18 protein-coding genes are annotated in these 24,102 nt (G+C 65.2%); 15 read left to right on the forward strand and 3 right to left on the reverse strand.

Annotated features, from left to right (window positions below; translation table 11 throughout):
• Positions 1–46: 46 nt before the first annotated feature.
• The 12 genes from ACYQ00_RS03955 to ACYQ00_RS04010 all read left to right on the forward strand — a co-directional run bounded on the left by ACYQ00_RS03955 (position 47) and on the right by ACYQ00_RS04010 (position 15,477).
• Positions 47–355, forward strand: coding sequence for a hypothetical protein (locus tag ACYQ00_RS03955; RefSeq protein ID WP_460030878.1), 309 nt, complete (start codon positions 47–49; stop codon positions 353–355).
• A 225-nt stretch (positions 356–580) separates the two neighbouring features.
• Positions 581–1,564, forward strand: coding sequence for a type II secretion system protein (locus ACYQ00_RS03960; RefSeq protein WP_460030879.1), 984 nt, complete (start codon positions 581–583; stop codon positions 1,562–1,564).
• A 187-nt stretch (positions 1,565–1,751) separates the two neighbouring features.
• Positions 1,752–3,527 carry a PilN domain-containing protein gene (locus ACYQ00_RS03965; RefSeq protein WP_460030880.1) on the forward strand — a complete coding sequence of 592 codons (1,776 nt, stop codon included), beginning with the start codon at positions 1,752–1,754 and terminating at the stop codon, positions 3,525–3,527.
• Complete coding sequence (pilO, locus tag ACYQ00_RS03970) at positions 3,527–4,108, forward strand: type 4a pilus biogenesis protein PilO (protein ID WP_460030881.1); 582 nt, start codon at positions 3,527–3,529, stop codon at positions 4,106–4,108. Before ACYQ00_RS03965 ends, pilO begins: the two co-directional genes overlap by 1 nt.
• Positions 4,077–4,697, forward strand: a complete 621-nt coding sequence (locus ACYQ00_RS03975) for a hypothetical protein (RefSeq protein ID WP_460030882.1) — start codon at positions 4,077–4,079, stop codon at positions 4,695–4,697. Before pilO ends, ACYQ00_RS03975 begins: the two co-directional genes overlap by 32 nt.
• The gene (locus tag ACYQ00_RS03980; RefSeq protein WP_460030883.1) at positions 4,697–6,562 is read left to right on the forward strand and encodes a type II secretion system protein GspD; all 1,866 of its coding nucleotides are present in this window, start codon (positions 4,697–4,699) and stop codon (positions 6,560–6,562) included. The genes ACYQ00_RS03975 and ACYQ00_RS03980 overlap by 1 nt, the downstream gene beginning before the upstream one ends.
• A gap of 4 nt (positions 6,563–6,566) precedes the next feature.
• Positions 6,567–7,709 carry a type IV pilus twitching motility protein PilT gene (locus tag ACYQ00_RS03985; RefSeq protein WP_460030884.1) on the forward strand — a complete coding sequence of 381 codons (1,143 nt, stop codon included), beginning with the start codon at positions 6,567–6,569 and terminating at the stop codon, positions 7,707–7,709.
• An 18-nt stretch (positions 7,710–7,727) separates the two neighbouring features.
• A complete protein-coding gene (locus tag ACYQ00_RS03990) occupies positions 7,728–9,362 on the forward strand; it encodes a GspE/PulE family protein (RefSeq protein WP_460030885.1) in 1,635 nt (544 codons plus the stop codon).
• Positions 9,363–9,388: 26 nt separating this feature from the next.
• Positions 9,389–10,621 carry a type II secretion system F family protein gene (locus ACYQ00_RS03995; protein WP_460030886.1) on the forward strand — a complete coding sequence of 411 codons (1,233 nt, stop codon included), beginning with the start codon at positions 9,389–9,391 and terminating at the stop codon, positions 10,619–10,621.
• Positions 10,622–10,645: 24 nt separating this feature from the next.
• A complete protein-coding gene (locus ACYQ00_RS04000) occupies positions 10,646–11,686 on the forward strand; it encodes a peptidylprolyl isomerase (RefSeq protein ID WP_460030887.1) in 1,041 nt (346 codons plus the stop codon).
• Between the two features lie 15 nt (positions 11,687–11,701).
• A complete protein-coding gene (locus ACYQ00_RS04005; protein WP_460030888.1) occupies positions 11,702–13,738 on the forward strand; it encodes a type II secretion system protein in 2,037 nt (678 codons plus the stop codon).
• Positions 13,735–15,477: a SpoIID/LytB domain-containing protein gene (locus ACYQ00_RS04010; RefSeq protein ID WP_460030889.1), complete on the forward strand. Its 1,743-nt coding sequence runs from the start codon at positions 13,735–13,737 to the stop codon at positions 15,475–15,477. Before ACYQ00_RS04005 ends, ACYQ00_RS04010 begins: the two co-directional genes overlap by 4 nt.
• On the opposite strand, the gene ACYQ00_RS04015 is transcribed toward ACYQ00_RS04010, so the two are convergent.
• Positions 15,440–16,150: a protein-S-isoprenylcysteine O-methyltransferase gene (locus ACYQ00_RS04015; RefSeq protein WP_460030890.1), complete on the reverse strand. Its 711-nt coding sequence runs from the start codon at positions 16,148–16,150 to the stop codon at positions 15,440–15,442. The two genes, ACYQ00_RS04010 and ACYQ00_RS04015, sit on opposite strands and share 38 nt — an antisense overlap.
• Before the next feature lie 294 nt (positions 16,151–16,444).
• On the opposite strand from ACYQ00_RS04015, the gene ACYQ00_RS04020 reads away from it, so the two are divergent.
• From ACYQ00_RS04020 to larB, 3 genes are all read left to right on the forward strand, one after another.
• On the forward strand, positions 16,445–17,650 hold the full coding sequence (locus ACYQ00_RS04020) for an aldo/keto reductase (RefSeq protein ID WP_460030891.1): 1,206 nt from the start codon (positions 16,445–16,447) through the stop codon (positions 17,648–17,650).
• Between the two features lie 138 nt (positions 17,651–17,788).
• Entirely contained in the window at positions 17,789–19,099 is a 1,311-nt protein-coding gene (larC, locus tag ACYQ00_RS04025; protein ID WP_460030892.1) for a nickel pincer cofactor biosynthesis protein LarC, read from the forward strand.
• A 32-nt stretch (positions 19,100–19,131) separates the two neighbouring features.
• Positions 19,132–19,878 carry a nickel pincer cofactor biosynthesis protein LarB gene (gene larB, locus ACYQ00_RS04030; protein ID WP_460031321.1) on the forward strand — a complete coding sequence of 249 codons (747 nt, stop codon included), beginning with the start codon at positions 19,132–19,134 and terminating at the stop codon, positions 19,876–19,878.
• 30 nt (positions 19,879–19,908) lie between these two features.
• On the opposite strand, the gene ACYQ00_RS04035 is transcribed toward larB, so the two are convergent.
• Together ACYQ00_RS04035 and ACYQ00_RS04040 are read right to left on the reverse strand one after the other, a co-directional pair.
• Positions 19,909–20,787, reverse strand: a complete 879-nt coding sequence (locus ACYQ00_RS04035) for an AraC family transcriptional regulator (RefSeq protein WP_460030893.1) — start codon at positions 20,785–20,787, stop codon at positions 19,909–19,911.
• A 186-nt stretch (positions 20,788–20,973) separates the two neighbouring features.
• Positions 20,974–23,916 carry a PAS domain S-box protein gene (locus ACYQ00_RS04040; protein ID WP_460031322.1) on the reverse strand — a complete coding sequence of 981 codons (2,943 nt, stop codon included), beginning with the start codon at positions 23,914–23,916 and terminating at the stop codon, positions 20,974–20,976.
• Positions 23,917–24,102 lie beyond the last annotated feature (186 nt).

Below are 24,102 nucleotides of genomic sequence, written 5' to 3' on the forward strand. Positions count from 1 at the left end.
ACCTGAGCACCAACAAGCGAGGACCCAGAGCGAGGACATGGAAGGGTTGCCAGATTGCAGACGCGAGGTCCGGCCAGACGCCGAAACCGTCGTCGTCATCGTCAAGGGGCTCGACCAGGGGCACGAGGTCATCCTGAACACCCTGGGCGCGTTGTACAAGGATCTTTTCAACCACGATGGCTACGGCCAGCTGCGCATTGAAATGCGATTTTTGAAGAAGCGTCAGAAGGAAGTCATCATCCACTGCGGCAAGGATTACCGCTTTGTGGTGGACTTTCAGGGCGCGTCGTCCGCCCCTGGTCCGGAGATCGGGCAGGAGCCGGGCGGCAAGACCGCCTGCGGCGCAATCAGCTAGCCTGCGCGCGAGTGCCTGACCGCACGACGCGCCGGCGGAGCTGGCGGATCTGTAATGACGAGCATGCAACACATGGTCTGCATGGGAGTGGGCTGTGTGCGCAGGGTCCTGCATGGCGAGAGGCCATAGGACATTCTAACCAAGGAGAGGAAATTTCTGGCCCGTGCCCGGTCCTGAGGGTGGACGACGCGAGCCGCAGTTCTGCAAAAACAGGAGGCAGAACAGATGTATTCGATTCGTACCCGTCGCAAGTCTGAACTCGGTTTCACCCTCATGGAATTGCTGGTCGTGCTGGTCATCCTGGGCTTCCTGCTCGGCATGGTCCTCCCCCGCCTCGGCAGCATCACCGACAGCGCCGTCGATACGGTCTGCGACTCCAACAACAAGGGCATCCGCTACTTCACCAAGCTCTACCTTGATCAGAAGGGCCGCCTGCCCAACAACCTCACCAACCTGGTGCATACCGACACCACCGCTGCGGCCTCTACCACCACCACGACTTCTGGTACCGAGACTGTCGACGGTATCTTCATTGTTGCCGGCGGCATGACCGAGAGCGACCCCGTGGAAGGCACCGTTGGCGAACTGCATCCCGACTTCGTGCAGCGCAATGGCTACGGCATCCGCGCCCTGCAGACCGGCGAAGCTGCCGAACTCAAGACCTGGGGCATTTCCACGGTCCGCGACTACATCGGCGCCAACGAACAACCCATGGCTTCCAACACGCTTGCTGATGGCGACCTGGTGGCTTCCGTTGGCGGCGCCATGCCCGCTACCGCTGCTGACATCACCACCGGCATCAACAGCGCTGCCGGCAACCCCTTCTGGTACGGCCGCATCATGCTCGGCGTGAGCGACGTTTCCTCCCTGGTGACCGAAGGCTTCATCCAGGCCGCGGCCCTCTGCCCCGGCGGCATCCAGAACGCCGACACGGTCAAGTACAACAACTACGTGCTCATCCTGCCCCGCACCGAAGCCTATGTTGCCGCGCTGGAAGACATTGCCACTGGTACTTCCACGGCGACCCGCACGGTTCAGGAAGCCACGGACGTTGACGGCGACGGCGTGGTGGAAACCGGGGAAGAAACCGCCAACGGCCGCCAGGAAACCTTCGACCTGACCGCCCAGGAAAAGTGGAACTTCGACCTGTCTTGCCCCGAAGGCCACAAGTGGCCCGACAACGACAACGACTACTGGATCTCCATCTAACCTAACCTGAAGGTCTGATCCACCAGTCGTTCCATCGCTCATACCCACAGCCTCCAACCCTCAGCCTCCGGGACCGGCGTCGCGGCGCCGGTCCCGGACTTCATGCCTTCATGCCTTGCGCCGGCGCAAGGCGGCTCCCGTGCACCCCGCATCCGGCGCATCCGCGCCTTGAGGAGGGTCGTAGTTCATGGTGTCTGCTCCGCACGCCCAGCCTGTTCCGGGCATTCCCGGCGGCCCCGGATCCCTGGCCGCCGGTTCCCTGGCCGCCAGGGGGGCCCGCAAGCTGGGCCGGCTCAAAGGGGCCATTGCCGGCGGAGGGGCCGGCGTGCTGGCCCTGGTCATGGGGGAACGGTACTGTCAGGGCGTGGCCCTGCAGCCGCACGGTGCGCGGCTCCGGGTGGTCCGCTTTGCCGAGGTGGAGGTGAACGCCCCGCCTCTCAGGGTCCGGCCACGCATCCAGGCCCTGCTGGCCCGGCTGGACGCCCCCGGCGGCAGTCTGCCCGCGCCCCTGCGCAACGTGGTCATCGTCAGCCCCGAGGTGCGCGGCATGCAGGTGGATCTGGCCCTGCCACCCCTGGCCACGGGCAAACGCAGGCGCGGCAAGGCCGCCAGCCCCAAGCCAGCCGTGCTGGACCGACTGCTGCGCCAGGCCGCAGCCGGCGAACTGTGCACCGGGCTGGACATTGCCCGCGAATCCCATCTTTTTTCCTACCTCCCCCTGGTCCAGTCCCCCGAAGATCTCTTTGCCTTCGAAGACGAGGACGAACAGGCCCTGCTCACCGTGCCGGCCATGGCCTTTGCCATCACCCGCAAATATCACGACAACCTCACGGCCATCCTCGGGGAGTTCAAAAAGCGTCTGGTGGGCGTGCTGCCGCCGGAGTGCTTCGCCTACTCCACGGGCGAGCTGGTGGCCCAGCTGCCCAGGGTGGGCGGCCAGGCCGGGAATGATGACCTGCCCCCTTCCGACGCCCTGCAAATCCTGGCTTTTTCCTCCGGCCAGGAGCTGCACGGCGCGCGCATCAGCGATGCCGGCGCGGAACGCTTTGCCATGGAATCCATGCTGCCCGGCGAACCCCTGGATCAGGCCCTGCCCCGGCTGATGCAGCAGCTGTGCGACCCGCACGAGGCCATGCCCGTGCTGCTGGGCGGGGTGCTCCGGGAGGAGGAGAAACCCCTGGAAATCACCCAGGGCATGCTGCCCGAGGCCGACCCTGCCGGGGGCATGGAGCGTCTGGCCCTGTACGGCGCGCCCGGCGAGCTGGATGTCATCGAGTGCCCGGGACCGCTCTCCCCGCGGTTCATGCAGGCCGTGGGGGCAGGGGTTCTGGCCATGCAGGGCAAGGACGAGCATCGGACCATGCTCCTGCATTCCCACGAATCCTTCACCAGCCGGTTGCGGGCCAATCCGATGTTCCTCCCGGCGCTCATCGTGGGTCTGGCCGTGCTGACCATGGCCGGCCTGCAGCTCCACGTGCGCATGAAGACGGCCTATCTGCAGCACTCCATGGCCGCCCTCAAGGAACAGAAGGCAGATATCGAAGCGGACGTGAAGAAGGAGCGGGATCTGGAATCCAAACAGGCCTCCCTCAAGCGCAATGCACAGGAAAAGGAGCGGCTCAAACAGATGCTCAGCGGGGATATCGCCATGCGCACCGTGCGGCTGGCCCAGCTGCTGCACGGCCTGGTGGAGGACACGCCGCCGGAAATCATGCTCACGCGCTTCGAGCAGCTTTCCGACGACGCCTACACCCTGGACGGCGTGGGCACCTCCTCGGCGGTCATCTCCCAGTATCTCCTGCAGTTGCGCAATACCAGCATTGTTGGCGACACGCGGCTGGTCAAGACCACGCCGGCCAAGGGGCAAGGCGATCCCAAGGCCCGGCCTGCCGCGGGCGGCAACACCCCGGAGGCCACCCTGCTGGAATTCAGCATCCGCATCAGTCTCGAGGAGGCCAAGTGATGGCGGCACTGGGCAACAAACAACGCATCCTCGGGGCCATCGGTCTGGACATGATGCTCGTCTTCACCTGGCTGCAGTACATGTATGACCCGGCCTCGACGGCAATGAACAAGACCGTCAAAGAATACAATGCCCTGGTTGGAGAAATCAACACATTGAACCAGACGCCCGTGGACATCCGCCGGGCGCAGTCGGCCCTTCCGCCCCTGGAGAAAAAGCTCAAGGCCCTGACCGAGGAAACCGACGCCCTCAAGGCCGCGTATCTGGCCACGGGCGAGGTGCGCGACGAGATCATCTTCCGCGTCAACGACGCGGCCCGCAACAACGTGATCCGCGTCCACGAAATCACGCCCACGCCGCTGGAAAAAGCCACCGCCCTGCCCAAGAACGTCGCCGCGGAGTTCAAGACCATGGATCGGGCTGTGTTCAAGGTCCGCTGTTCCGGAGACTTCATCGACTTCTTCGCCTTCATCCGGGATCTGGGCCGCATGAACCGGCTGGTCAGCATGGAATCGCTGATCATCCTCAAAGCCAAGGAGCAGGACGGGCATGTGGATGTCGAATTCTTTCTGGCGGTGTGATGGCGCGGGCCGGCAGGCCGGCCCGGCACCTGCTTTTGTCCTTGCGCTGGCGCTGGGCCTGGGAACAGTGGCCACCCCGGCAGCCAGCCGCGCGGCCGATCCGGCCCCGGACAAGACGGCGGCACCGGCCGAGGCCAACGCCACCGACAACGCCACCGATGCAGAGGCCGCTCCGCCCAGCCTGGCCAACCTGCCCCTGCAGCATGCGGTGAATCTGGAACTGCCCCTGCGGGCCCGCAACCCCTTCACCCAACCGCGAACCTCCCAGGCCGCCCCCACCCAGCAGGAGCCCGGCATGGTCAGCGTGCGCTTCGACGGCAGCTCGCCGGAAGGGGCATTTCAGGGCGATCCGCGGCTCATCCCCCGGCTCAAGGTGGTTGGCGTGCTGGACAACGGCCAGTCCATCTGCGTGCTGGCCGAGTTGGAAAGCCGGGGCCGCGTGGTGCTGCGGGAAAAAGAGCAGTTTTTTCTCAAGGACGGCAAAAGTAACAAGGATGACGCACTGTGGTTCACCGTCGAACGCATTTCGCACAAGGGCATGGCGCTGAGATTGAAGGACGGCATGGTCGTGGAAGGGAATTTCTTCTGATGTCCCGCCTTTCCGCGTGGGTGATTCTTGCGGCGCTGGCCTGGTGCATGGTGCTTGGCGCGCCGCTGTGCTGCGAAAACGCCTCCCTGCCCGCGTTTGCCGCGCCGGCGTCCGGCTCCGGTCTGAGGATGTTCAACTTCCGCGGCACGCCGCTTGCGGAAGTGCTCATGCTCTTTACCGAGGCCACCAAGAAGAACGTGGTGGCCACCCCAAGCATCATGGACACGGCCATCACCCTGTATCTGGAAAACGTCACCCCCATGGTGGCCCTTTCCGTACTCTGCAAGAACTACAACTTCTGGTTCAATGAGGAGGACGGCGTCATCCGCGTGATGAAGCTGGAGGAATACGGCCGCGAGCTCATGCTGCGCCGCGATGAGCGCACCGAGTTCTTTCCCCTCAAATACGCCTCCTGCCTGGGCGTGGCCGATGCCATCCAGAACATTTACGTGGACGTGGTGGAATATAACGAGCCTGACGACATGACCAGCTACCGCCACGTGGGCACGGACAAACTGCCCAGCATCGGCGAGGGAATCGACAGCTCCAGCGGTAGCTCCAGCGGCAGTTCCTCCTCTTCCTCCAACAGGAACCGCAATTCGCAGCAAAACCGCAACACCCAGCGCAGCAGAACCGGCAAGGATGTGCTGGAGGCCGGCAATGTGGAGATGGGCACCCAGGATCTGGGCAAGCTGCGCCAGATCGTGGAGAGCGACGGGCATGTCACGGCCCAGGATCTGCTGGAATTCCAGGTGGGCAAGACCAAGGCCCAGTTGACCGTCTTCCCCCGCAGCAATGCCATCCTCGTGCGCAGTGTGGACACCCGGCTCATGGCCGACATCGGCGCGCTGATCCACAAGCTGGACACCCCCACGCCCCAGGTGCTGCTGGAGTGCAAGATCCTGGAGGTGTCCCTTTCCGACGATTTCGAGTCTTTCTTTGATTTTTCCTGGACGCCCGAAGGCGTGCTGGACGAAACCGCCGGCACCATCACCCGCGCCCTGCCCGGCGCCCTGGGCTCGGCCCTGGGGGGCTCCAGCCTTGAAGAAAGCACCCTGCGCTTCTCCTACATCAACAACACCGTGCAGGCCCAGCTGGAGCTGATGCAGAAGGAAGGCCGGCTGCGCAGCATCTCCACGCCGCTGGTGTACGCCGCCAACAACGCCGCGGCCCGCTTCTTCCAGGGCGATACCGTCCCCGTGCGCACGGGCTACACCGTGACCGAGGCCACCTACGATGCGGACACCGGCCGGCAGCTGACCTCGGCCCAGATCTCCACGGACTATTCGCTGGAGGATCTGGGGGTGCTGCTGGAGGTCTCCCCGTCCATCAACCAGGACAACACCGTGACCATGAAAATCGTGGCCAATATCGGCATGCTCAACCAGGGTGGCGGCCCGCCGTTCAACTACAACGTGAACAACGTGGCCCAGGTGGGCGAGACGGACTCCGTCACCTCCACCCGCATTGAGGATATCATCCTGGCCAGGGCCGGCCAGAGCCTGGCCATCGGGGGACTGATCAAGGAAAAGGATTCGGATACCAATAAAAAGGTCCCGCTTCTGGGGGACATTCCCCTGCTCGGCTACTTCTTCACCACCAAGGACGCCACTCATTCCCGCAGCGAGATCATCTTCGTGCTCACGGCGCACATCATCAACCATCCCGAGGAAGGCGGGCCCTACAACCAGCAGCTCATGCCCACCCTCTCGGACCACCCCTGGTACACCAACGGCACCAATCACGTGGTCCAGTACAATGCCACCTATGATGAGCTGTATGATCTGGAGGGCCGGCCGGTGCAGGAATTCTGGAACGGCAAGAGCTCCAAACGTCTGATCCGCGAAGTGCAGATCGGAGGGTGACCCGGTGAGCCACTGCCAACACACCCAAGCGATTCCCACCCTGGAAGATCTGCTGCAGGCCACCCTGGATCTGGAGGCCTCGGACCTGCACCTGAGCGCCGGGCACCCGCCGGCCGTGCGTGTGCATGGCCGCATTGAGGTCCTGGACCTGCCCGACCTCACGCATGCGCACCTGGAAGGCATCCTCCTGCCCATGCTCGCCCCGCGCCAGCGTGAATCCCTGGCAGAAGCCCGCTCCGTGGATCTGGCCCATTTTCTGGGAGACCAGGCCCGCTTCCGCGTGAACATCTTCTACCAGCGCGGCAAACTGGCGGCGGTCATGCGGCGGCTGCCCTCGCTGGTGGTGTCGGTGGAGGGGCTGGGGCTGCCCCCGGCGGTGCTGGGCTTCACCGAGCTCAAGGACGGCCTGGTCCTCGTCACCGGCCCCACGGGCTCGGGCAAAACCACCACCCTGGCCACCCTCATCGATGCCATCAACCGCCACCACGCCGACCACATCATCACCATCGAAGACCCCATCGAATTCGTGCACCCCAACAAGCGCTCCCGGGTGACCCAGCGCGAGCTGCATGTGGACGTCCCCGGGTTTGGCGAAGCCCTGCGCGACGCCCTGCGCGAAGACCCGGACGTGATCCTGGTGGGCGAAATGCGCGACCTGGACACCATGCGCACGGCCATCATGGCCGCGGAAACCGGCCACCTGGTCTTCTCCACCCTGCACTCTCGCGACGCGGTCTCGTCGGTCACGCGCATGATCAGCGTCTTTCCCTTTCAGGAACAAAGTCAGATCCGCACCCAGCTGGCCGGGGTGCTCAAGGGCGTCATCTCCCAGCGGCTGTTGCGCAGCAGCAAGGGCGGGGCGCGGCACGCCGCCGTGGAGGTCATGCGCACCACGCCGGGCATCGCCAACCTCATCCGGGCCGGCAAGGAGGAACAGCTCTACAGCCTCATCGAAACCGGGGGCAACGAGGGCATGCAGACCATGGAGCAGTCCCTGGCCAAACTCTTCCTGGACGGCAACATAGACCGCGACACCGCCGTGCGCATGGCCAAGAGCGAATCCCTCATCGTGCCGCGCATCAATCGGGGCCAGGCCGCCCAGGCCGCGCAACTCGCCCAGGCCGCCCAGGCCACGCCGGGCTACTGATCCCAAGGAGCATCCACCATGCACAGCCTGCCCGCCAAGGAAATCTCCAGCGTTCGCCAGCTCCTGGGCGCCGTGCTGCAGGAGGAAGGCAAAATCGACCAGACCCAGCTGGCCGAGGCCATGCGCATCAAGTCCCGCGAACGCCTGCCCCTGGGACAGATCCTCGTCCGCCTGGGCCATGTGACCGAGGAGGACGTGGCCCGCGCCGTGGCCAAGGGCGCCGGCCTGGCCTACGTGAACCTGGATGAGCTTTCCATGGATCCCAAGGCCATGGAACTCCTGCCGGAATCCCTGGCCCGCCGCCACGGCGTGCTGCCCCTGGCCATGGACGAGGAGACCCTGCACGTGGCCGTGGCCTCGCCCCTGTCTATCCAGGTCAGAAAACTCCTGGAGCGCGGGGCCCGGCGGCGCATCAAGGAGCATGTGGCCCTGGCCGGCAAGCTCAAGGAGCATGTGGAGCGGATTTACGAACGCGGGATTCTGGAATCCAGCGCCGACGCCGGCGCGGCCGAAATCGTGGCCACCTTCATCGAGCGGGCCATCCGGCTCAAAGCCTCGGACATTCACCTGGAAGCCCTGGAGGATTCCGGCCGGCTGCGGTTCCGGGTGGACGGCATGCTGCGCGAGGTGGAGCGTTTTCCCACCACGCTGATGCCCAGCCTCGTCTCACGCATCAAGGTCATGGCCGGCATGGACATTGCCGATACCCGCCAGCCCCAGGACGGCGCCTTTCAGCAGCAAGGCGGAGCGCGTCCCATGGATGTCCGCGTCTCCACCCTGCCCTCCATCCATGGGGAAAAGGTCGTCATGCGCCTGCTGGCCTCCTCCGGACAGCGGCTGACCCTGAGTGACATCGGCCTTTCCCAGGCCAATTGCGATACCTTCCAGGAACTCATCCGCCGGCCCCATGGCATCATCCTGATTGTCGGCCCCACGGGCTCGGGCAAGTCCACCACCCTGACCGCAGCCCTGACCACCATCAACACCGTGGACATCAACATCACCACGGTCGAAGAACCCGTGGAATACAAGCTGGATGGCATCACCCAGGTGCATGTGGGGCACAACAGCAAGATTTCCTTTGCCGCGGCGCTGCGGACCATCCTGCGCCAGGATCCGGACGTGATCATGGTCGGCGAGGTACGGGATACGGAAACAGCAGAAATCGCCCTGCGCGCCGCCCTCACCGGCCACCTGGTCTTCACCACCCTGCACACCAACGACGCTCCCAGCGCCCTGCCCCGTCTGGTGGACATGGGCTGCGAGCCGTTCCTGGTGGCGTCTTCAGTCACCTGCGTGCTGGCCCAGCGGCTGGTGCGCGTGCTCTGCCCGCGCTGCCGGGAAGCCTATGTTCCGGAGCCGGCGCTGCTGGACCAGCTGGAGGTGGCTCCAGAGCCGGATCTGCACTGGTACAAGCCCGTGGGCTGCCCCCTGTGCCAGAAGATCGGCTACCGCGGCCGCACCGGCGTGTTTGAGATGATGGTGGTGGACGCGGCCATCCGCGCGGCCACCATGCGCGGCGAATCCGCCGAAGCCCTGCGCGCCCTGGCCCTGGAGGCCGGCATGCGCACCATGCGTCAGGACGCCCTGCCCCGGCTGGCCACGGGGCAGACCTCCGTGCAGGAAGTCCTGCGCGTCACCGTGGCCGGGTAGCCCCGCAGCACCAGGGAGCATGCGCCATGCCCGACTTCACGTACATCGCCCTGGACGCCTCGGGCCAGCAGACCAGCGCGGTCATCAGCGCTGCTTCCGCTGCCGAGGCCACGGCCATGCTGCGGGACCGGGGTGTCTTTGTCCTGGACGTCCGCCCCATGCAAGGCGAAGGCGGGGCCAAGTCCATCCTGGACATGGAAATCGACCTCTCCCGCTTTGGCCTGAGCAGCGGCCCGAAAACCGCGGATGTGGCCCTGCTCTTCCGCCAGCTTTCGGTGATGCTGGAGGCCGGGGTCAGTCTGGTGCGGGCCCTGAGCGTGCTCGGGGAACAGAGCCGCAAAAAGCCCATGCAGGCCATGCTGCGGCGCATCAACCACCGCGTGGAAGACGGCGTGCCCTTTTCCGAAGCCCTGGCCGCGGAAAAAAAGACCTTCGCCGGCCCCACGGTACGCATGATCGAGGCCGCCGAGCTGTCCGGGGAGCTGGATCTGATCATGAACCGCGTTTCGGACCAGATGGAGGCCCGTCTGGAGTTCAAGCGCAAGCTGGTCACCACCATGATCTACCCCAGCATGGTCATCATCATGGCCGTGCTGGCCATCATCGTCATGGCTGTGGTGGTGGTGCCCAAATTCGCGCCCATGCTCAAGGGCGGCAAAAAGCTGCCCGCCGCCACCAAGCTGGTGATGGACATCTCGGCCTGGACCCAGACCCACACCACGGAACTGGCCGTCGCCGCCGTGGCCATCCCGGTGCTCATCCTGGTCCTGCGCCGGCTGCCGGGCATGGGGTATCTGGTGGACTGTCTGGTCTTCCACGTCCCGGTGTTCAAGCACATCGTCCAGTGCGGGGTGGTGGTGAACCTTTGCCGTACCCTGGGCACGCTCTATTCCAGCGGCGTGCCCCTGGTGGAAAGCCTGCGCACCGTGCGCGGCACCATCACCAACCAGGCTGCCGCCAAGGTGCTGGACACCATGATTGAACGCGTGCTGGACGGCGAGCGCATGTCCCAGGCCTTGCTGGAGAATCGTCGCATCATCCCCTCCGTGGCCGGGGAAATGGTGGCCATGGGCGAGGAAAGCGGGGAAATGGAAAAGGTCCTGGGTCTGACGGCCAACATCTATGACCAGATGCTCGATATCTCCGTCAAACGGTTGAATGCCCTCGTCGAACCGCTGCTCATCGTCGTGCTGGGCGGCATCGTGGGGTTTGTCATGTTCGCGCTCATCTCCGGCATGCTCGCGGTGTATGGCGCGTAATCTTTGAGACTTCATGGAGCGATCATGATCCGCCTTCGCGTCTTCGTGCTGCTTGCCGTGCTCTGCCTCGCGCTTGCCCCCCACCCTGGAACGGCCGCCCAATCCACTGCCGAGACGGAGGAAATCGCGGCCATCGAAAAGCAGGTCCTCGCTGCGCAGGACACCGCGCCCGTGGCCATGGTGAATGGTCAGCCCATCCCCCGCTGGATGTACGACAATGCCCTGCGCGACCGCCTGGCCCGTCTGCCCGCCGCCGAACGCGACAAGGCCGAGGTCCTGGCCCGGGAGCGCCAGACCATCCTGGACAACCTCCTGCAAATGGAGCTCCTGGCCCAGGAAGCAGCCCGCCAGGGCGTGGAGGCGGACATCGGCGCCGGGTACATCCGCGCCGGCATCATGGCCAAGGCCCATGGAAACGATCTGCTCTTTGCCAAGGCCCTGGCCAAGGCCGGCATGACCCGACAGCAGTATGTGGAAATCTGGAAACAGCAGGTCAGCGTGAACCGCTGGGTCCAGGAAGTGCTGCAGCCCACCCTGGCCGTCACCGAAGAGGCCATGCGCGCCCGTTACGCCCGGGATCTGCCGGAGCTGAACATCCCCCGCCGCATCCGGGTGCAGGAAGTGTTTGCCCCCTGGACCTCCGAGAACATGGAGGGCCGCCGGGATCTGGAAACCCTGACGCCCCTGCTGGTCAACGCCACCCACGCCCTTTCCCGCAGCGAGGACTTCCTGGCCGGCGCACGGGCCATGGCCAGCGGCGCCCTGGCCCCCGTGCGCGGCCTGGCCATCGGCGAGAAAGGCCTCATGCCCCTGGACGGCAACGCCACCCTGGCCAAGGCCGGGGCCGAACGCTGGCAGGCTGGCGACACCGTGGGCCCCTTCCCCTCCTCCGGCGGGCTGCATGTCTGGCGGGTGCTGGAAATTCAGGCCGCGCGCCAGGCCTCCTTTGAAGATGTCCGCGAGGCGCTCCAGACCCAGATGTTCGAAGAGGCCACGCATGAGGCCATTGCCGCCCGCAGCAAGACCCTGCGCGAGGGCGCGGACGTCAAAATCCTGCTCCCCTAGCAGCGGAGGCTCGGCATGGCACCACGGCGCAATGGCTTCACCCTGCTTGAACTGATCATCGTCATCACGATCCTGGGCATCCTGACGGCCATGGTCGCGCCCTTTGGCGCGCACATGGACAACAGCGCCCGCCGCGCCGCCACGGACAACACCTTCGAGGCCGTCCGCGCCGCCATCCTGGGCCCCCGCGGCCAGACGGACGCCCAGGGTCGCCCGGTCATCGGCGGCTACGTGGGGGACATGGGCCACCTGCCGCCATTGTATGCCTACGAATGGAACGACGCCCGGGGTAGAATGGTGGTCACCCTGGGCGCGGATGACGACGCCGTGATCTCCGACATCCCCTTTGATCCCGATGCCCCCGCTGCCTTCAACCCCCACGCCCAGCCCATGGGGTTGTGGACCGCCTATGAGGACAGCCTGGAGGCCAACAGCACCCTGGGCGCGGGGAGGGCTGGCAGCGTCTGGCGCGGCCCCTATCTGGCCACCCCACGCGACCAGTACCCCGATGACAATGCCTTTGCCTACGCCACCGATCCCCGCCTCTTTCTGCTGCGCGAAACCGAGGGCCGCCTGAGCGATGGCTGGGGTCTGGCCTTCATCGTGCTCAGCGAGGAAATGGATTCGGACGGCATCCCCCAGAGCCTGACCTTCATCAGCCCCGGCCCGGACGGGGACTATGATCCCGATGACGAAAACTTCGCCACCGGCATCGACTGCGAAAAACCCGTCAACGAGGATAACCTCGTCTACACGATCACCAGACACGAATACGCCAACGACGCCGTCAGAATTGACCAGACCCGGTCCCAGCTGCTGGCCCTCCACGACGCCATCGTCGGCCCCCGGCGCGATTCCCAGGGCCGGCAGGTCCCGCCTTCGGGCTACAGCGCCGACGTGGGTGGGCTGGAAACGCTCTTCGGCACCCTGGTCCGCCACAACTCACGCGTGTACCTGCGCAAGGAAGACGGCACGGACGCCACCTGGATTGCCGGCAACTGGATCGAGGTCAGCGGCGATGCCGATGACTTCCCCCTCATCCCCCTCTGGCGTGAGGGCGCCATCTGCCATGCGCCCAAGCCGTACCTGCTGCACGGGGACAGCGGCGATATTGTCCTGGATGCAGACAACATCACCGCCTGGCAGTGCCTGAAGACAAACTGCAACACCGCCGCCTTCACCGCTGCCAATGGCTGGCGGCTGCGATCGGATCTGAGTTTTCCTATCCTGGAATTCGTTGTCGACTTTGACGACACCTCATCCCTGACCCTGGAAAAACCCGACGCCTGGACGGCCGCCTTCTCCCACTCCAACGCCACCAGACTTCCGGCCTGGGGCATGGCCGACACGACCGACGGCTGGCCGGCCCTGTCCTTCGGCTGGCGCGGAGGGTATCTGCCGCCTGCCATGACGACCGCCGCCCCCCTGTGGCTGGACGCCTGGAACCGACGCATCCTCGTCCGCCAGGATGCCGGCCGGAACATCCACCTCATCAGCGAAGGCGCAGACCCGGACGACAGCAACGATGACATCATCGTGACCATCCACCGCGACGAATACGAACAGCCGCTCACGGTGCAGGTCACCACCTCGGGCAATGTCGTCCCGGTACCCGGCGAAAGCGTGGTGGACCTCTGGGCCCCGCGCAACGGGCAGCTGCATGTCTGGCGGGCCTGGAATGCCACGGCCACGGGCGATACCTTCCGCTTTGGAGCCACTGCGGCGGCCTCCATCGGGCTGCCACTGGTGCCCCCCGCCGCCATGCGGCCCATCGCCCAGCTGTGCGAGGATGCCGCCAGTTGCCCCGCCTCCATCAGTACGGTGGATGCCACCCTGGCCGGCCTGCGCGTGCCGGTCGGCCAGGTCTATCTGGAATTCCGCCACAAGGAGTTCGAGAACACCAACAACACCATTGCGGCGGGCCAGTACGCCTCCCCTCATCCAACCCTGACCACCAACAGCACCACCACCGCCGCCGGCCCCGCGGGATATCAGCAGATCAAGACCCTGTTCCTGATGGATAGCGGCGCGGTCCGGGAGCTGGGGCCATGAAACGGAGGCCTGCTGCGCTGCTGGGGAGCCTGCTGTGCGTCCTGCTGCTCGCCCCTGCCCGTCCGCCTGCTGTGGCTGCCCCGGCCCCTCGAAACACGGCCAGGGCCGAGGCCACCCTGGACGCAGCCATGCGCATGCTGGCCCTGGGCCGGCTGCGCGAGGGGCGCAGCCTCTTCCTGCATCTGGCCGAGGAGGCCGCCCGCCAGCAGCTCCAGCCCGAGGTGGAACGCTTTGCCCTGCAGGAGGCCGCGCGCCTCTCCCTGCGGCTGGAGGCCCCGGCGGATGCCCTGCGCATCTGGGAAACCCTGTACGCCCGCCATGCCGCGGCCAGTGTCCGGCGCACGCTGTGCCAGGACGCCGTGGCCGTGCTGACCACGCATGCGGCCCTGGAAAGCTCCCTGCGCAGCGCCTGCGGGCTCACACCCAGACCATCCCCTGCGCCGGTTCTGTCTGATCTGCCTGGGCCAGCAATGCCCGGCCCTGATTTGGCTGAACCTGATTGGGCTGGTTCTGGGCTGCCCGTCACCGACGCCCCCACCGCGGCGGACACCATCCGCCTGCGTCTGGCTGCCGGGCCGACGCTGACCATCACCCTGCGCCAGACCGTCGCCTGCCGCACCGGTGGGGAAGAGCTGCTGCTGCCGCCCGGGCGCTGGATCCTGCGCGAGCAGGCCGGGCAGATCGCCTGCACTGCGGCCGAATCCCCGGGAACTGCGGTGCTGCTGGGCTCGGATCTGCAACTGGAAGTCCCGGAACGGGGACTGATCCTCCATGACGGTGCCGACCATCGCTACGGCGGGGCCTTCCGCCTCCTGGCCCGGCCCGGCCAGCCCGGCAGGGTGGACCTGGTGCTGCGGCTGGCATTGGAAGACTATGTGACAGGCGTGCTGCTGGGCGAGATGCCGGCCTCCTGGCCTGCGGAAGCGTTAAAGGCCCAGGCCGTGGCCGCCCGGACCTATGCCCTGGCCCAGCGTCGCCAGGCCTCCCGTGACTGGGATCTGCTGGACGACACCCGGGACCAGCGCTATCTGCCGCCCGCGCCCGGCACTCCCCGGCTGGCAGATATCCGCGCCGCTGTGGCCGCCACCCGCGGCATGGTGCTGACGCATCAGGGCCAGCTTTTTGCCGCCTATTACCACGCCCACAGCGGCGGACGTCTGGAGGCGGCCAACGCGGAACTGCCCGGCCCGGCCGCGGTGTTTCCAGCCGATACCGACCCCGCCGGCGCAGACCTGCCCGGCCTGGACTGGACCCTTTCCCTGCCGGCAGCGGCGGTCTTGCGGCGGACCATGCCCACGGGCGTTTCAGAGGCAGCGGCCGCGTCGCCGCCGCTGGTTGGCATCGCCGTGGGCGAGCGCACGGCAGGCGGCCGGGCGCGGACCGTGCTGCTGCGCACGCCGCAAGGCACCACCCGGCTGGATGCCGCCGCCTTCAGGCGCGCCCTGAACCTGCCGGCCTTCAAGAGCCTGCTCTGCGACATCCGCCTGGCCGAGGGCGTGGTGTACATCACCGGTCGCGGCCACGGCCACGGCGTGGGCATGAGCCAGTACGGCGCCGCCCGGCTGGCCGCCCAAGGGCTGCCTTTTGACGCCATCCTGGCCCGGTACTACCACCAGACCGCCCTGGCCCGGCTCGCTTTCAGGCCAGAAAGCCCAGAAGCGCCCGGAGCGTCAGGCGAGCCGGGCCTCCAGACAGCCGCCCTCAGCCGCGCCCCCGCTTCGGGAGCAGCCGGCCAGTAACCCGGCAATAGTCCGCATACGCCGGCCCGAACTGCTGCGCCAGCATTGCTTCCTCGCGCGGCACCCGCAGAAACCACAGGGCCGCGCAGGCCGGCAGCACCAGAAAGCCGGCAATCCAGTTGTGAATCAGCAGCGGCTGCGCCACGGCCGAAATCCAGATGGCGGCGTACATGGGATGGCGAATCCGGCCGTAGATGCCGTGGGTGATCAGCCCGTGCCCTTGGCGCAGTTCCAGCCCCGGGCTCCAGTTGGCCCCCAGGTGGGCGTGCGACAGCCAGAACAGCGCCAGAAACGGCAGCTGCAGGAGCGCCCCCACCATCGTCCAGAACCAACCCAGGGAATAGGCGGCAAAGGCAAAACAATTCGTGACCAGATGCAGCAGGGGCAGCAGCATCATGGTGGCGAACATGCTCGTCAGGAGCACCTTCTCCAGGGTATCCTTGCGGGACCAGACCACCACGTTGGCCCGGTTGCGCAGACTGTATGGCATGCGGATGATGAACATGGCCGCAAACGCGGCCAGCCAGACCAGCACGCCCCACCCCTGCTCGCGCCAGCGCAGTGCCGCCACCACCAGCAACACCGCCCCTGCCGCCACAGCAGCCCAGGGCGCCTTGCCGCGTACCATGGGCCGTTGTCCCGAAACCTCGCCATCACCGGTAACGTCTTTCATGGCCTTCCTCTTTATGGCTTGATATTCTTGCTGATATTTTTCAGCTTCAACATGCCGCGCCAGCATCTCATTATTGAAATCGATTTGCAATATCATTTATAGAGGTGTCGACTCTGCCCCGGCGGGAGAGCTTCATTGCACAGCATTTCCCCAGTAAGCCAGGATCAGGCAAGCAATTGGCAGAAATAGGCGTTCAACGCCGCGCCATGGTCGAGTATTTGCCTACTTGCGGCCAGGGCGGCCCGTCTCCTCCCAGCTCCTGAACCCTCCGCCCGGCGCGCAAGGAGAACCCGCATGCTCTACAGAACCATGCCCAAGACCGGCGATTCCCTGTCCATCCTGGGCTTCGGCTGCATGCGCCTGCCCATGCAGGACGGCGCCATCGACGAACCCCGGGCCATCGCCCAAATCCGGCAGGCCATTGATCGCGGCGTGAACTATGTGGACACCGCCTGGCCCTACCACGCCGGCGCAAGCGAACCCCTGCTTGGCAAGGCCCTCAAGGATGGCTGGCGCGAAAAGGTCAAGCTGGCCACCAAGCTGCCCTCCTGGCTCATCAACACCCGCGAGGACATGGACCGCTACCTCAACGCCCAGCTCGAACGCCTGGGCGTGACCCGCATCGATTACTACCTGGTTCACACCCTGGACGGTCCTCTCTGGGATCGCCTGACCGCCCTGGGCATTGCCGACTTTCTGGACAGCGCCATCAAGGACGGCCGCATCGGCTGCGCCGGCTTCTCCTTCCACGGCCTGCTGCCGGACTTCAAACGCATCGTGGACGCCTACCCCTGGACCTTCTGCCAGATCCAGCTCAACTATCTGGACCAGGAATTCCAGGCCGGGCTCCAGGGCCTGACCTACGCTGCCGAACGCGGCCTGGGCGTGATCATCATGGAGCCCCTGCGCGGAGGCAACCTCGGCCAGCCCACCGCCCCCCCGGCCGTGCAGGCCCTCTGGGACACCGCCTCCACCAGACGCGCCCCGGTGGACTGGGCCCTGCGCTGGGTCTGGAACCGGCCGGAAGTCACGGTGGTGCTCTCGGGCATGAACGAGGAAGCCCACATCGAACAAAATCTGGCCATTGCCGACACCGCCACCCCTGGCTGCCTCACCTCCGGGGAACTGGCCCTGGTGGACAAGGTCGCCCGGGCCTATCAGGAACTCATGGCCGTGGGCTGCACCGGCTGCGGCTATTGCATGCCCTGCCCCATGGGCGTGCAGATCCCCAAGTGCTTCGACATGCTCAACCGCCTGCACATGTTTGGCGACGAGGATGGCACCAAGTTCTTTTACGTCCTCAGTGTCGGCGGCGTGGTTGGCACCAGCGCCCCTGGCTATGCCTCCCAGTGCGTGGCCTGCGGGGAGTGCCTGGAGAAGTGCCCGCAACAAATCCAAATCCCCGACGTGCTCCGGCAGGTGGCCGCAGACATGGAAGACAATGCCATGGAACCGCGCGTGGCTGCGGCCAGGGCCATGTTCGCCAAGGGCTTATCCTGAGGATTCGGCGGGATACCATTCCCCTGCGAAGGGTATCCCGCCTGCCCCTGCAGCCAGCCCTGCCTTTGCCTTTCTCTGCGCTTCCTTCTATAGCCTGCGTATGATCCCCATCCTCTACCGCCCCTCAGGAACCGCCGCATGACCATGCTCTATTATGACTGCGCCGCCGGCATCAGCGGCGACATGCATCTGGCCGCCCTGCTTGGCCTGGGTGTGCCCCTGGAACATCTGCAGGCCGAACTGTCCAGGCTGGGGCTGGATGATGAATTCTCCCTCCACGTGGCCAGGGACGCCCGCAACGGCATCGTCGGCCTGCGCGTGGACGTGCAGCTGACGGCTGAAAGTCATGCGCCTTCGCATGACCACGAGCATGGCCACAACCATGCCCATTCGCATGCCCATCCGCACGGGCATGAACATGCGCATGGACATGAGCACGGCTCCCCTCACAGCCACCCCCATGCCCCGCACCGCAATTTCGCAGACATCCGCCACCTGATCGAGGCCAGCACTCTTGATCCCGCAGTGCAGGCGACCAGCCTGGCCATCTTCCGCCGGCTGGCCGAAGCCGAGGCCACGGTGCACGGCAAACCCGTGGACGAGGTGCACTTTCACGAGGTCGGGGCCACGGACTCCATCGTGGACATCGTCGGCGCGGCCATCTGCGTGCATTTTCTCAAGCCGGACGCCATCTGGGCCTCGCCCGTGGAGCTGGGCGGCGGCGTGGTCCGTTGCGCCCACGGGCTCATCCCCGTGCCCGCCCCGGCCACGGTGGAGTTGCTGGCCGGCATCCCCACCACCCGCGGCGCCACCCCACACGAAACCACCACCCCCACCGGCGCGGCCATCCTGGCCACCCTGGTGGACCATTTCACCGCCACGCCCCGGCTGATCATGGACCGCACGGCCTATGGCATCGGCCATCGCCAGACCGAACTGCCCAACGTGCTGCGGGTGCATCTGGCCCGACCCGTGGAGCAGGAGCAGGCGGCGCCGGCCATGCCGGCAGGCGCAGCCATCCAGCAGGCCCGGCTGCTCCAGTGCAACCTGGATGACATGACCGCGGAGATGCTCGGCGTGGCCATGGAACTGCTCATGGAGGAAGGGGCCATGGACGTGCACTTCACGCCCATCGTCATGAAGAAGAACCGCCCGGCCACCTGCCTGTCCCTGTTGTGCGCAGTGGAGGACGAATCGCGCTTCAAGGCCCTGCTTTTTCGCCACACCACCACCCTGGGCGTGAAGAGCTTCCCCCTGGAAAAGACTGTCCTGGATATCCGGTTCGAAACCCTGAACACCCCCCTGGGGCCGGTGACGCTCAAGCACGCCCTGCAGGACGGCCGGATCATCCGCTCCAAGCCCGAGCTGGAAGACTGCAAAACCCTGGCCCGGTGGCACGACCTGCCCCTGACCGAGGTCTATGCCCTCATTGCCAAACACCGGGGCTGAGGCTCCGGGCGGTTGAAGGATTGCATCGCATGATGACGAACCAGTTGAAGGCCCTCCTGACGGAGGTGCAAAACGGCACCCTGGATGTGGACCAGGGCCTGGCCAGACTGCGCGACCTGCCGTTTCTGGAGCTGGGGCACACCCGCATCGACCTGCACCGGGCCCTGCGCAACGGCTTTCCCGAGGTCATTTACGCCGAAGGCAAGACGCCGGACCAGGTAGCCGAGATCTTCCAGCGCATGCAGGCCCACAGCCACGTTCTGGCCACACGCGTCTCTCCGGAGATGGCCCGGCGGGTGCAGGCCTGCTGTCCCGAGGCCCAATACAACGCCATGGGCCGGACCCTGACCTTTGTGCGCGGGGAACTGGCCTGGAAGGAAGGACAGATTGCCATCGTCACCGCCGGCACCTCGGACCTGCCCGTGGCCGAGGAGGCCCGCGTCACCTGCGAGATGCTCGGCAGCCGGGCCGTGGTGCTCAGCGACGTGGGCGTGGCCGGGATTCACCGGCTCTTTGACCGGCTGGAGGTCCTGCGTCAGGCCAGGGTGGTCATTGTGGTGGCCGGGATGGAAGGCGCGCTGGCCAGCGTCATCGGCGGGCTGGTTTCCCAGCCCATCATCGCCGTGCCCACCTCCGTGGGCTATGGGGCGGCCTTTTCGGGGCTGGCGCCGCTGCTTGGCATGCTGACCTCCTGCGCCAGCGGCATCACCGTGGTGAACATCGACAACGGCTTTGGCGCGGCCTGCGCGGCCTGCAAGATCAACAATCTGTTCGGCTGAACCCCGCCTCAGCCTGTGGCCTGCCCCGCCTCAGCCCCGCTCGCCGTGGGCCAGGGCTCTGGGACTGGCGCCAAAATAGCGTTTGAATTCGCGATTAAACTGGGAGACGCTCTCATATCCCACCTGGCGTGCGGCATCGCTGGCGCGGAAGCCCTGATCCACCAGCAGGTTCTTGGCCATGTTCAGCCGCACCTGCTTGACGTACTGGATGGGCGAGAGGGAGGTCACCTGTTTGAAGGCCCGGTGGAAGGCCGAGGCGCTCATGTTCACCTCGCCGGCCAGTTGCTCCACGTTGAAGGACTGGTGGAAATTGTCGTGAATCTGCCGCAGGGCCTTTTCAATGCGGGCCAGGCCGGTGTGCTTGAGCACCAGGGCATGCAGGCAGGCGGCGTCCCTGCCACAGAGAATCCGATACATCAGCTCGCGCAGGAGCCCTGGCCCAAGCACCCGGCTTTCCACAGGATGGTCCAGGGCATGCAGCAGTCGCAGCAGGGCATCCTGAAACACCGCATCCACATGCCCCACGAACAGGCCCGGCCGGCGGCAGCCGGCCTTGGTGCAACCCGGCTCGGACGGAGGATCCATGTGCGAGGTGATGCCGTGGAGCAGGGCCATGTCCAGATCAATGGTCATGCCCAGGAGCGGCTCACCTGGAGCGATGCAGGCCTCGCACTCCAGAGGCAGCGGCACGGACAGGACGAGGTAATGATCGGGATCGTACGTATACCGTTCCCCTGCCAGATAAATATGCTTGGCGCCCTGGCCCAGGATGATGATGCCTTGCTTGTAAAGCAACGGGGCACGGGCCGAACTGCGCGAACTGCGGAAAACATGCACGCCGGGCAGGGCGGCGGGGGTGATGCCGTCCTGGACAGCCAGTCGTGCAAGTGCGGCAGCGATGGTCGACATTGGGAGTTCCGGGCGTTTATTGTGGCGTAATCCGATCTTTTTCTAGCGGCTGCAGCAGCATCAGGCAAGAAAAAAACGCACAGGCCACCCAAAGCACGCCCGGGGGACCTGATGTTCGCGGCGCGCCGCGGCCGGTGCGAGCGGTGCGGCCGGTGCGGCCGGTGCGGCTGGTCTGCGGTGGTTCTCTCAGTGGGGCGATTGCCTGGGGCACGCGACGCCTTGGCGTATGGCCTGCTCCAGGATCGGCAGTTCCACGGGCTTGGACAGGTAGCCGTCCATGCCGGCCGCCAGAAACCGTTCCCGGTCGCCGGCCATGGCATAGGCCGTGAGGGCGAGAATGGGGATGCCGGCCTTGTCCGGGCCCGCGGCCCCGTCCCGGATACGGCGGGTGGCCTCCATGCCGTCCATGCCGGGCATCTGAATATCCATCAGCACCAGATCAAAGCGGCCCGTCTTCAAGGTTTCCAGCGCCTGCTGCCCATCGGCCACAGCCACCACACGGTGCCCCAGCAATTCGACCAACCGCATGGTGGAGAGCTGATTGGCTGGGTCATCCTCCACCAGAAGCAGGGAAAGACCATACCCTGAGGCCTGCTGCACCGAGGCGTCCGTTTCCGCAGGACAGTCAGCCAGGCCAAAGGTAATGCAAAAATATACCGACGTCCCCACCCCGGCCTGGCTTTCAATGGCGATATTGCCGCCCATAAGATTCACCAGCCGTCTGCAAATCGACAGGCCAAGCCCTGCCCCCTGGAATTCCCGCTGATATCCCTGGCTGACCTGGGAAAACGGGGTGAACAGCAGGGCCATCTTATTGTCCGGAATACCGATCCCGGTATCGGTCACGCTGAAAAGCACCCGATATTCCAGGGAGTTTCTGGCTGGAAGGGGGTGGGCCTCCACCTCGACATGCCCTGTCGTGGTGAACTTGAGGGCATTGCCGATAAGATTGCTGAGCACCTGCTGCAACCGCGGGGCATCCCCGCGCAGCCATTCAGGAATACTGGGATTAATGGTCATGCGCAGCTCCAGGCGCTTTTGCATGGCCGTGGGGGCAAAGAGCTGCAGGACAGCCTCCATGGCGTCCTTGAAGTCAAAGGGATACATGACGATTTCCAGCTTGCCGGCTTCCACGCGGGAGAGATCCAGAATATCCGAAAGCAGGCGGGTCAGCCTTCTGGACGACTGCACGGCCGTGGTGACGTATTCCGCCTGTTCCGGTGTAATGGCCGTGAGTTGCAGAAGCTGGAGCATGCCGATGATGCCATTGAGCGGCGTGCGGATTTCATGGCTCATGTTGGCCAGAAACTCGCTCTTGGCCAGGTTGGCGGCCTCGGCCACTTCCTTGGCCTCAGTGAGCTGGGCTTCCAGGGTTTTGCGACGGGTGAGGTCATCCATCACCCAGATGACCCCCTTGTTCAGGTCCACAGGGTCCAGCGCTTTTCCCGAGAGAATGCACCAGATGGCGGTGCCGTCTTTTCTCCGGAACTGGTACTCAAGCTGTGTTTGCTTGCCCCAGGCCAGGGGCTTGTAATAGTTCTCCCCAAATTCTAGATAGTGTGCCTCATCAAGATGCAGGCCCCGCACGCTGGCGCCTGTCAGCTCATCCGGCGACTCGTACCCCAGAATATCCGCAACCCGCTGGTTGGCCAGGGCAATTTGTCTCCCGCCTCGCAAAAGCAGGATGCCCACCTGGGAATTTTCAAAAATGCTTTGGAACTCCTGCTGGGCCTGCCGCAGGGTCACTTCGGCCGCCTTGCGTTCACTGATATCCAGGGCCGTGAAGACAACGCCCTTGGACAAGTCCTCGCGTTCCAGCGGCGTGGAGCTCAGGAGCACGTCGATGATGGTCCGGTCCTTGCGTATCCAGCGGGTCTCCACCGTGCCGGTCCCGTGTTCGAAGATCTGGCGATACTTTTCCCGCCCCACCAGCTCGTATTCGCCATCGTCCGGATAGAGCATCCTGGCATTGCGGCCCAGCAGCTCCTGTTCCGAATATCCCGTCATCCTGCAAAGCAAGGCGTTGGCACGGAGGATGACCCTGTCCACCACCAGACCGGCGCCCACCGGCGCGGCCAGGAATATGCTGGTGAGGGTATTCTCGCTCTGGCGCAGGGCTTCCTCGGCCCGCCTGCTCTCCAGTTCCCTGGCCTTGGCGTGGCGCTCCGCACGCCGGTAGCGCCGGGCAAGAACAAACAACCAGATGACACAGGCCCCCAGCAACCCCACGGTGGCACACAGTGCGACAAGCTCCGCACCGTATTCATCGAACATGGACTTTTTTTTGTTCAGAATTACAGCCCCGGCAGGCACGGTGGAGGCCTTGATGCCGAATCGATCCAGCACGGCCTGGTCGAAATAATAGGCATTCACCTCGCTGCTCGCCATCACGGGAATTGTGCCGGGGGCCCTCCCGTTAAGAATGTCCAGCGCGATGCCGCCGGCCGCCTTTGCCTGATCATAATGTGAGATGAGTTTCCCCCCGACGACACCCTCCCCCAACCCGTGATGCCAAAGGTGAAACACCGGCACGCGCGTATGCACCAGCACCCAGTCCAGGGATTCCGCAAATTCCTTGGTCACGTTGGCCTTGTCTCGATAGGCCGAGAGCAGCAACAAGGCGTCGTCCGAAGCAGTCAGCGCATCCAGGGCGCGTTCGGCCTGCCTCCAGGTCAAATCCTGCAAAGACACCACAGCCAGCTCTTTGCCCGGATATGCAGACTGCAGCGCCAGGTAAGTTGCAAGATCGGCCTGCCCGCTGGGGGTGGCATCCGTGAGGGCCACCACGCGCCGGGCCCTGGGCAGCATCTGCCACAGCGCGTCCAGCGTCTCCCTCATGGAAACAGCCTCCACCACGCCGGCCGTCAGGGCGTCGCCACTCAGTGATTGTGCCAGGGTTTGGTTGTTCACTCCAAAAAAGACCAGCGGCAGGTCGGGAAACAGCTGGGCGCGAGTGTCCAACGCAAAGCGCAGCGCGTCATCATCCGCAACGATGACAAGCTGATACGGGGGGAGTGCCTGCAGTTTTTTCTGCAGCATCTCCTGAAATCTCGGGAAGGTGTCTGCAGTATAAAACCGCTTGCAGTCCATGAACTCCACATCCAGCTTCACGCCTGCCGGGTCCAGCACACTCTTCAAGCCCGCCGTTTGCTGGAAAAAAGTGGGGAATCCAGGATGGTAGGAACTGATAAACAGTGCGCGCTGTCCTGCGGCAAACGCCGGGGCGCCCGGCACCACAACAAGGCACACGCTCACTGCGCACAGGACGGCAAGGCACCAGGTTCGAACTTGAGATTTTCCCATATCCCCCCCGAT

The sequence above is a fragment of the Megalodesulfovibrio paquesii genome, from assembly GCF_054653055.1.

What these genes read in the sequence shown, in the direction of transcription:
- ACYQ00_RS03960 (WP_460030879.1), top strand. Translation starts at nt 581, where the DNA reads ATGTATTCGATTCGTACCCGTCGCAAGTCTGAACTCGGTTTCACCCTC.
- ACYQ00_RS03965 (WP_460030880.1), top strand. Translation starts at nt 1,752, where the DNA reads ATGGTGTCTGCTCCGCACGCCCAGCCTGTTCCGGGCATTCCCGGCGGC.
- pilO (WP_460030881.1), top strand. Translation starts at nt 3,527, where the DNA reads ATGGCGGCACTGGGCAACAAACAACGCATCCTCGGGGCCATCGGTCTG.
- ACYQ00_RS03975 (WP_460030882.1), top strand. Translation starts at nt 4,077, where the DNA reads ATGTGGATGTCGAATTCTTTCTGGCGGTGTGATGGCGCGGGCCGGCAG.
- ACYQ00_RS03980 (WP_460030883.1), top strand. Translation starts at nt 4,697, where the DNA reads ATGTCCCGCCTTTCCGCGTGGGTGATTCTTGCGGCGCTGGCCTGGTGC.
- ACYQ00_RS03990 (WP_460030885.1), top strand. Translation starts at nt 7,728, where the DNA reads ATGCACAGCCTGCCCGCCAAGGAAATCTCCAGCGTTCGCCAGCTCCTG.
- ACYQ00_RS03995 (WP_460030886.1), top strand. Translation starts at nt 9,389, where the DNA reads ATGCCCGACTTCACGTACATCGCCCTGGACGCCTCGGGCCAGCAGACC.
- ACYQ00_RS04000 (WP_460030887.1), top strand. Translation starts at nt 10,646, where the DNA reads ATGATCCGCCTTCGCGTCTTCGTGCTGCTTGCCGTGCTCTGCCTCGCG.
- ACYQ00_RS04005 (WP_460030888.1), top strand. Translation starts at nt 11,702, where the DNA reads ATGGCACCACGGCGCAATGGCTTCACCCTGCTTGAACTGATCATCGTC.
- ACYQ00_RS04010 (WP_460030889.1), top strand. Translation starts at nt 13,735, where the DNA reads ATGAAACGGAGGCCTGCTGCGCTGCTGGGGAGCCTGCTGTGCGTCCTG.
- ACYQ00_RS04015 (WP_460030890.1), bottom strand. Translation starts at nt 16,150, where the DNA reads ATGAAAGACGTTACCGGTGATGGCGAGGTTTCGGGACAACGGCCCATG.
- ACYQ00_RS04020 (WP_460030891.1), top strand. Translation starts at nt 16,445, where the DNA reads ATGCTCTACAGAACCATGCCCAAGACCGGCGATTCCCTGTCCATCCTG.
- larC (WP_460030892.1), top strand. Translation starts at nt 17,789, where the DNA reads ATGACCATGCTCTATTATGACTGCGCCGCCGGCATCAGCGGCGACATG.
- larB (WP_460031321.1), top strand. Translation starts at nt 19,132, where the DNA reads ATGACGAACCAGTTGAAGGCCCTCCTGACGGAGGTGCAAAACGGCACC.
- ACYQ00_RS04035 (WP_460030893.1), bottom strand. Translation starts at nt 20,787, where the DNA reads ATGTCGACCATCGCTGCCGCACTTGCACGACTGGCTGTCCAGGACGGC.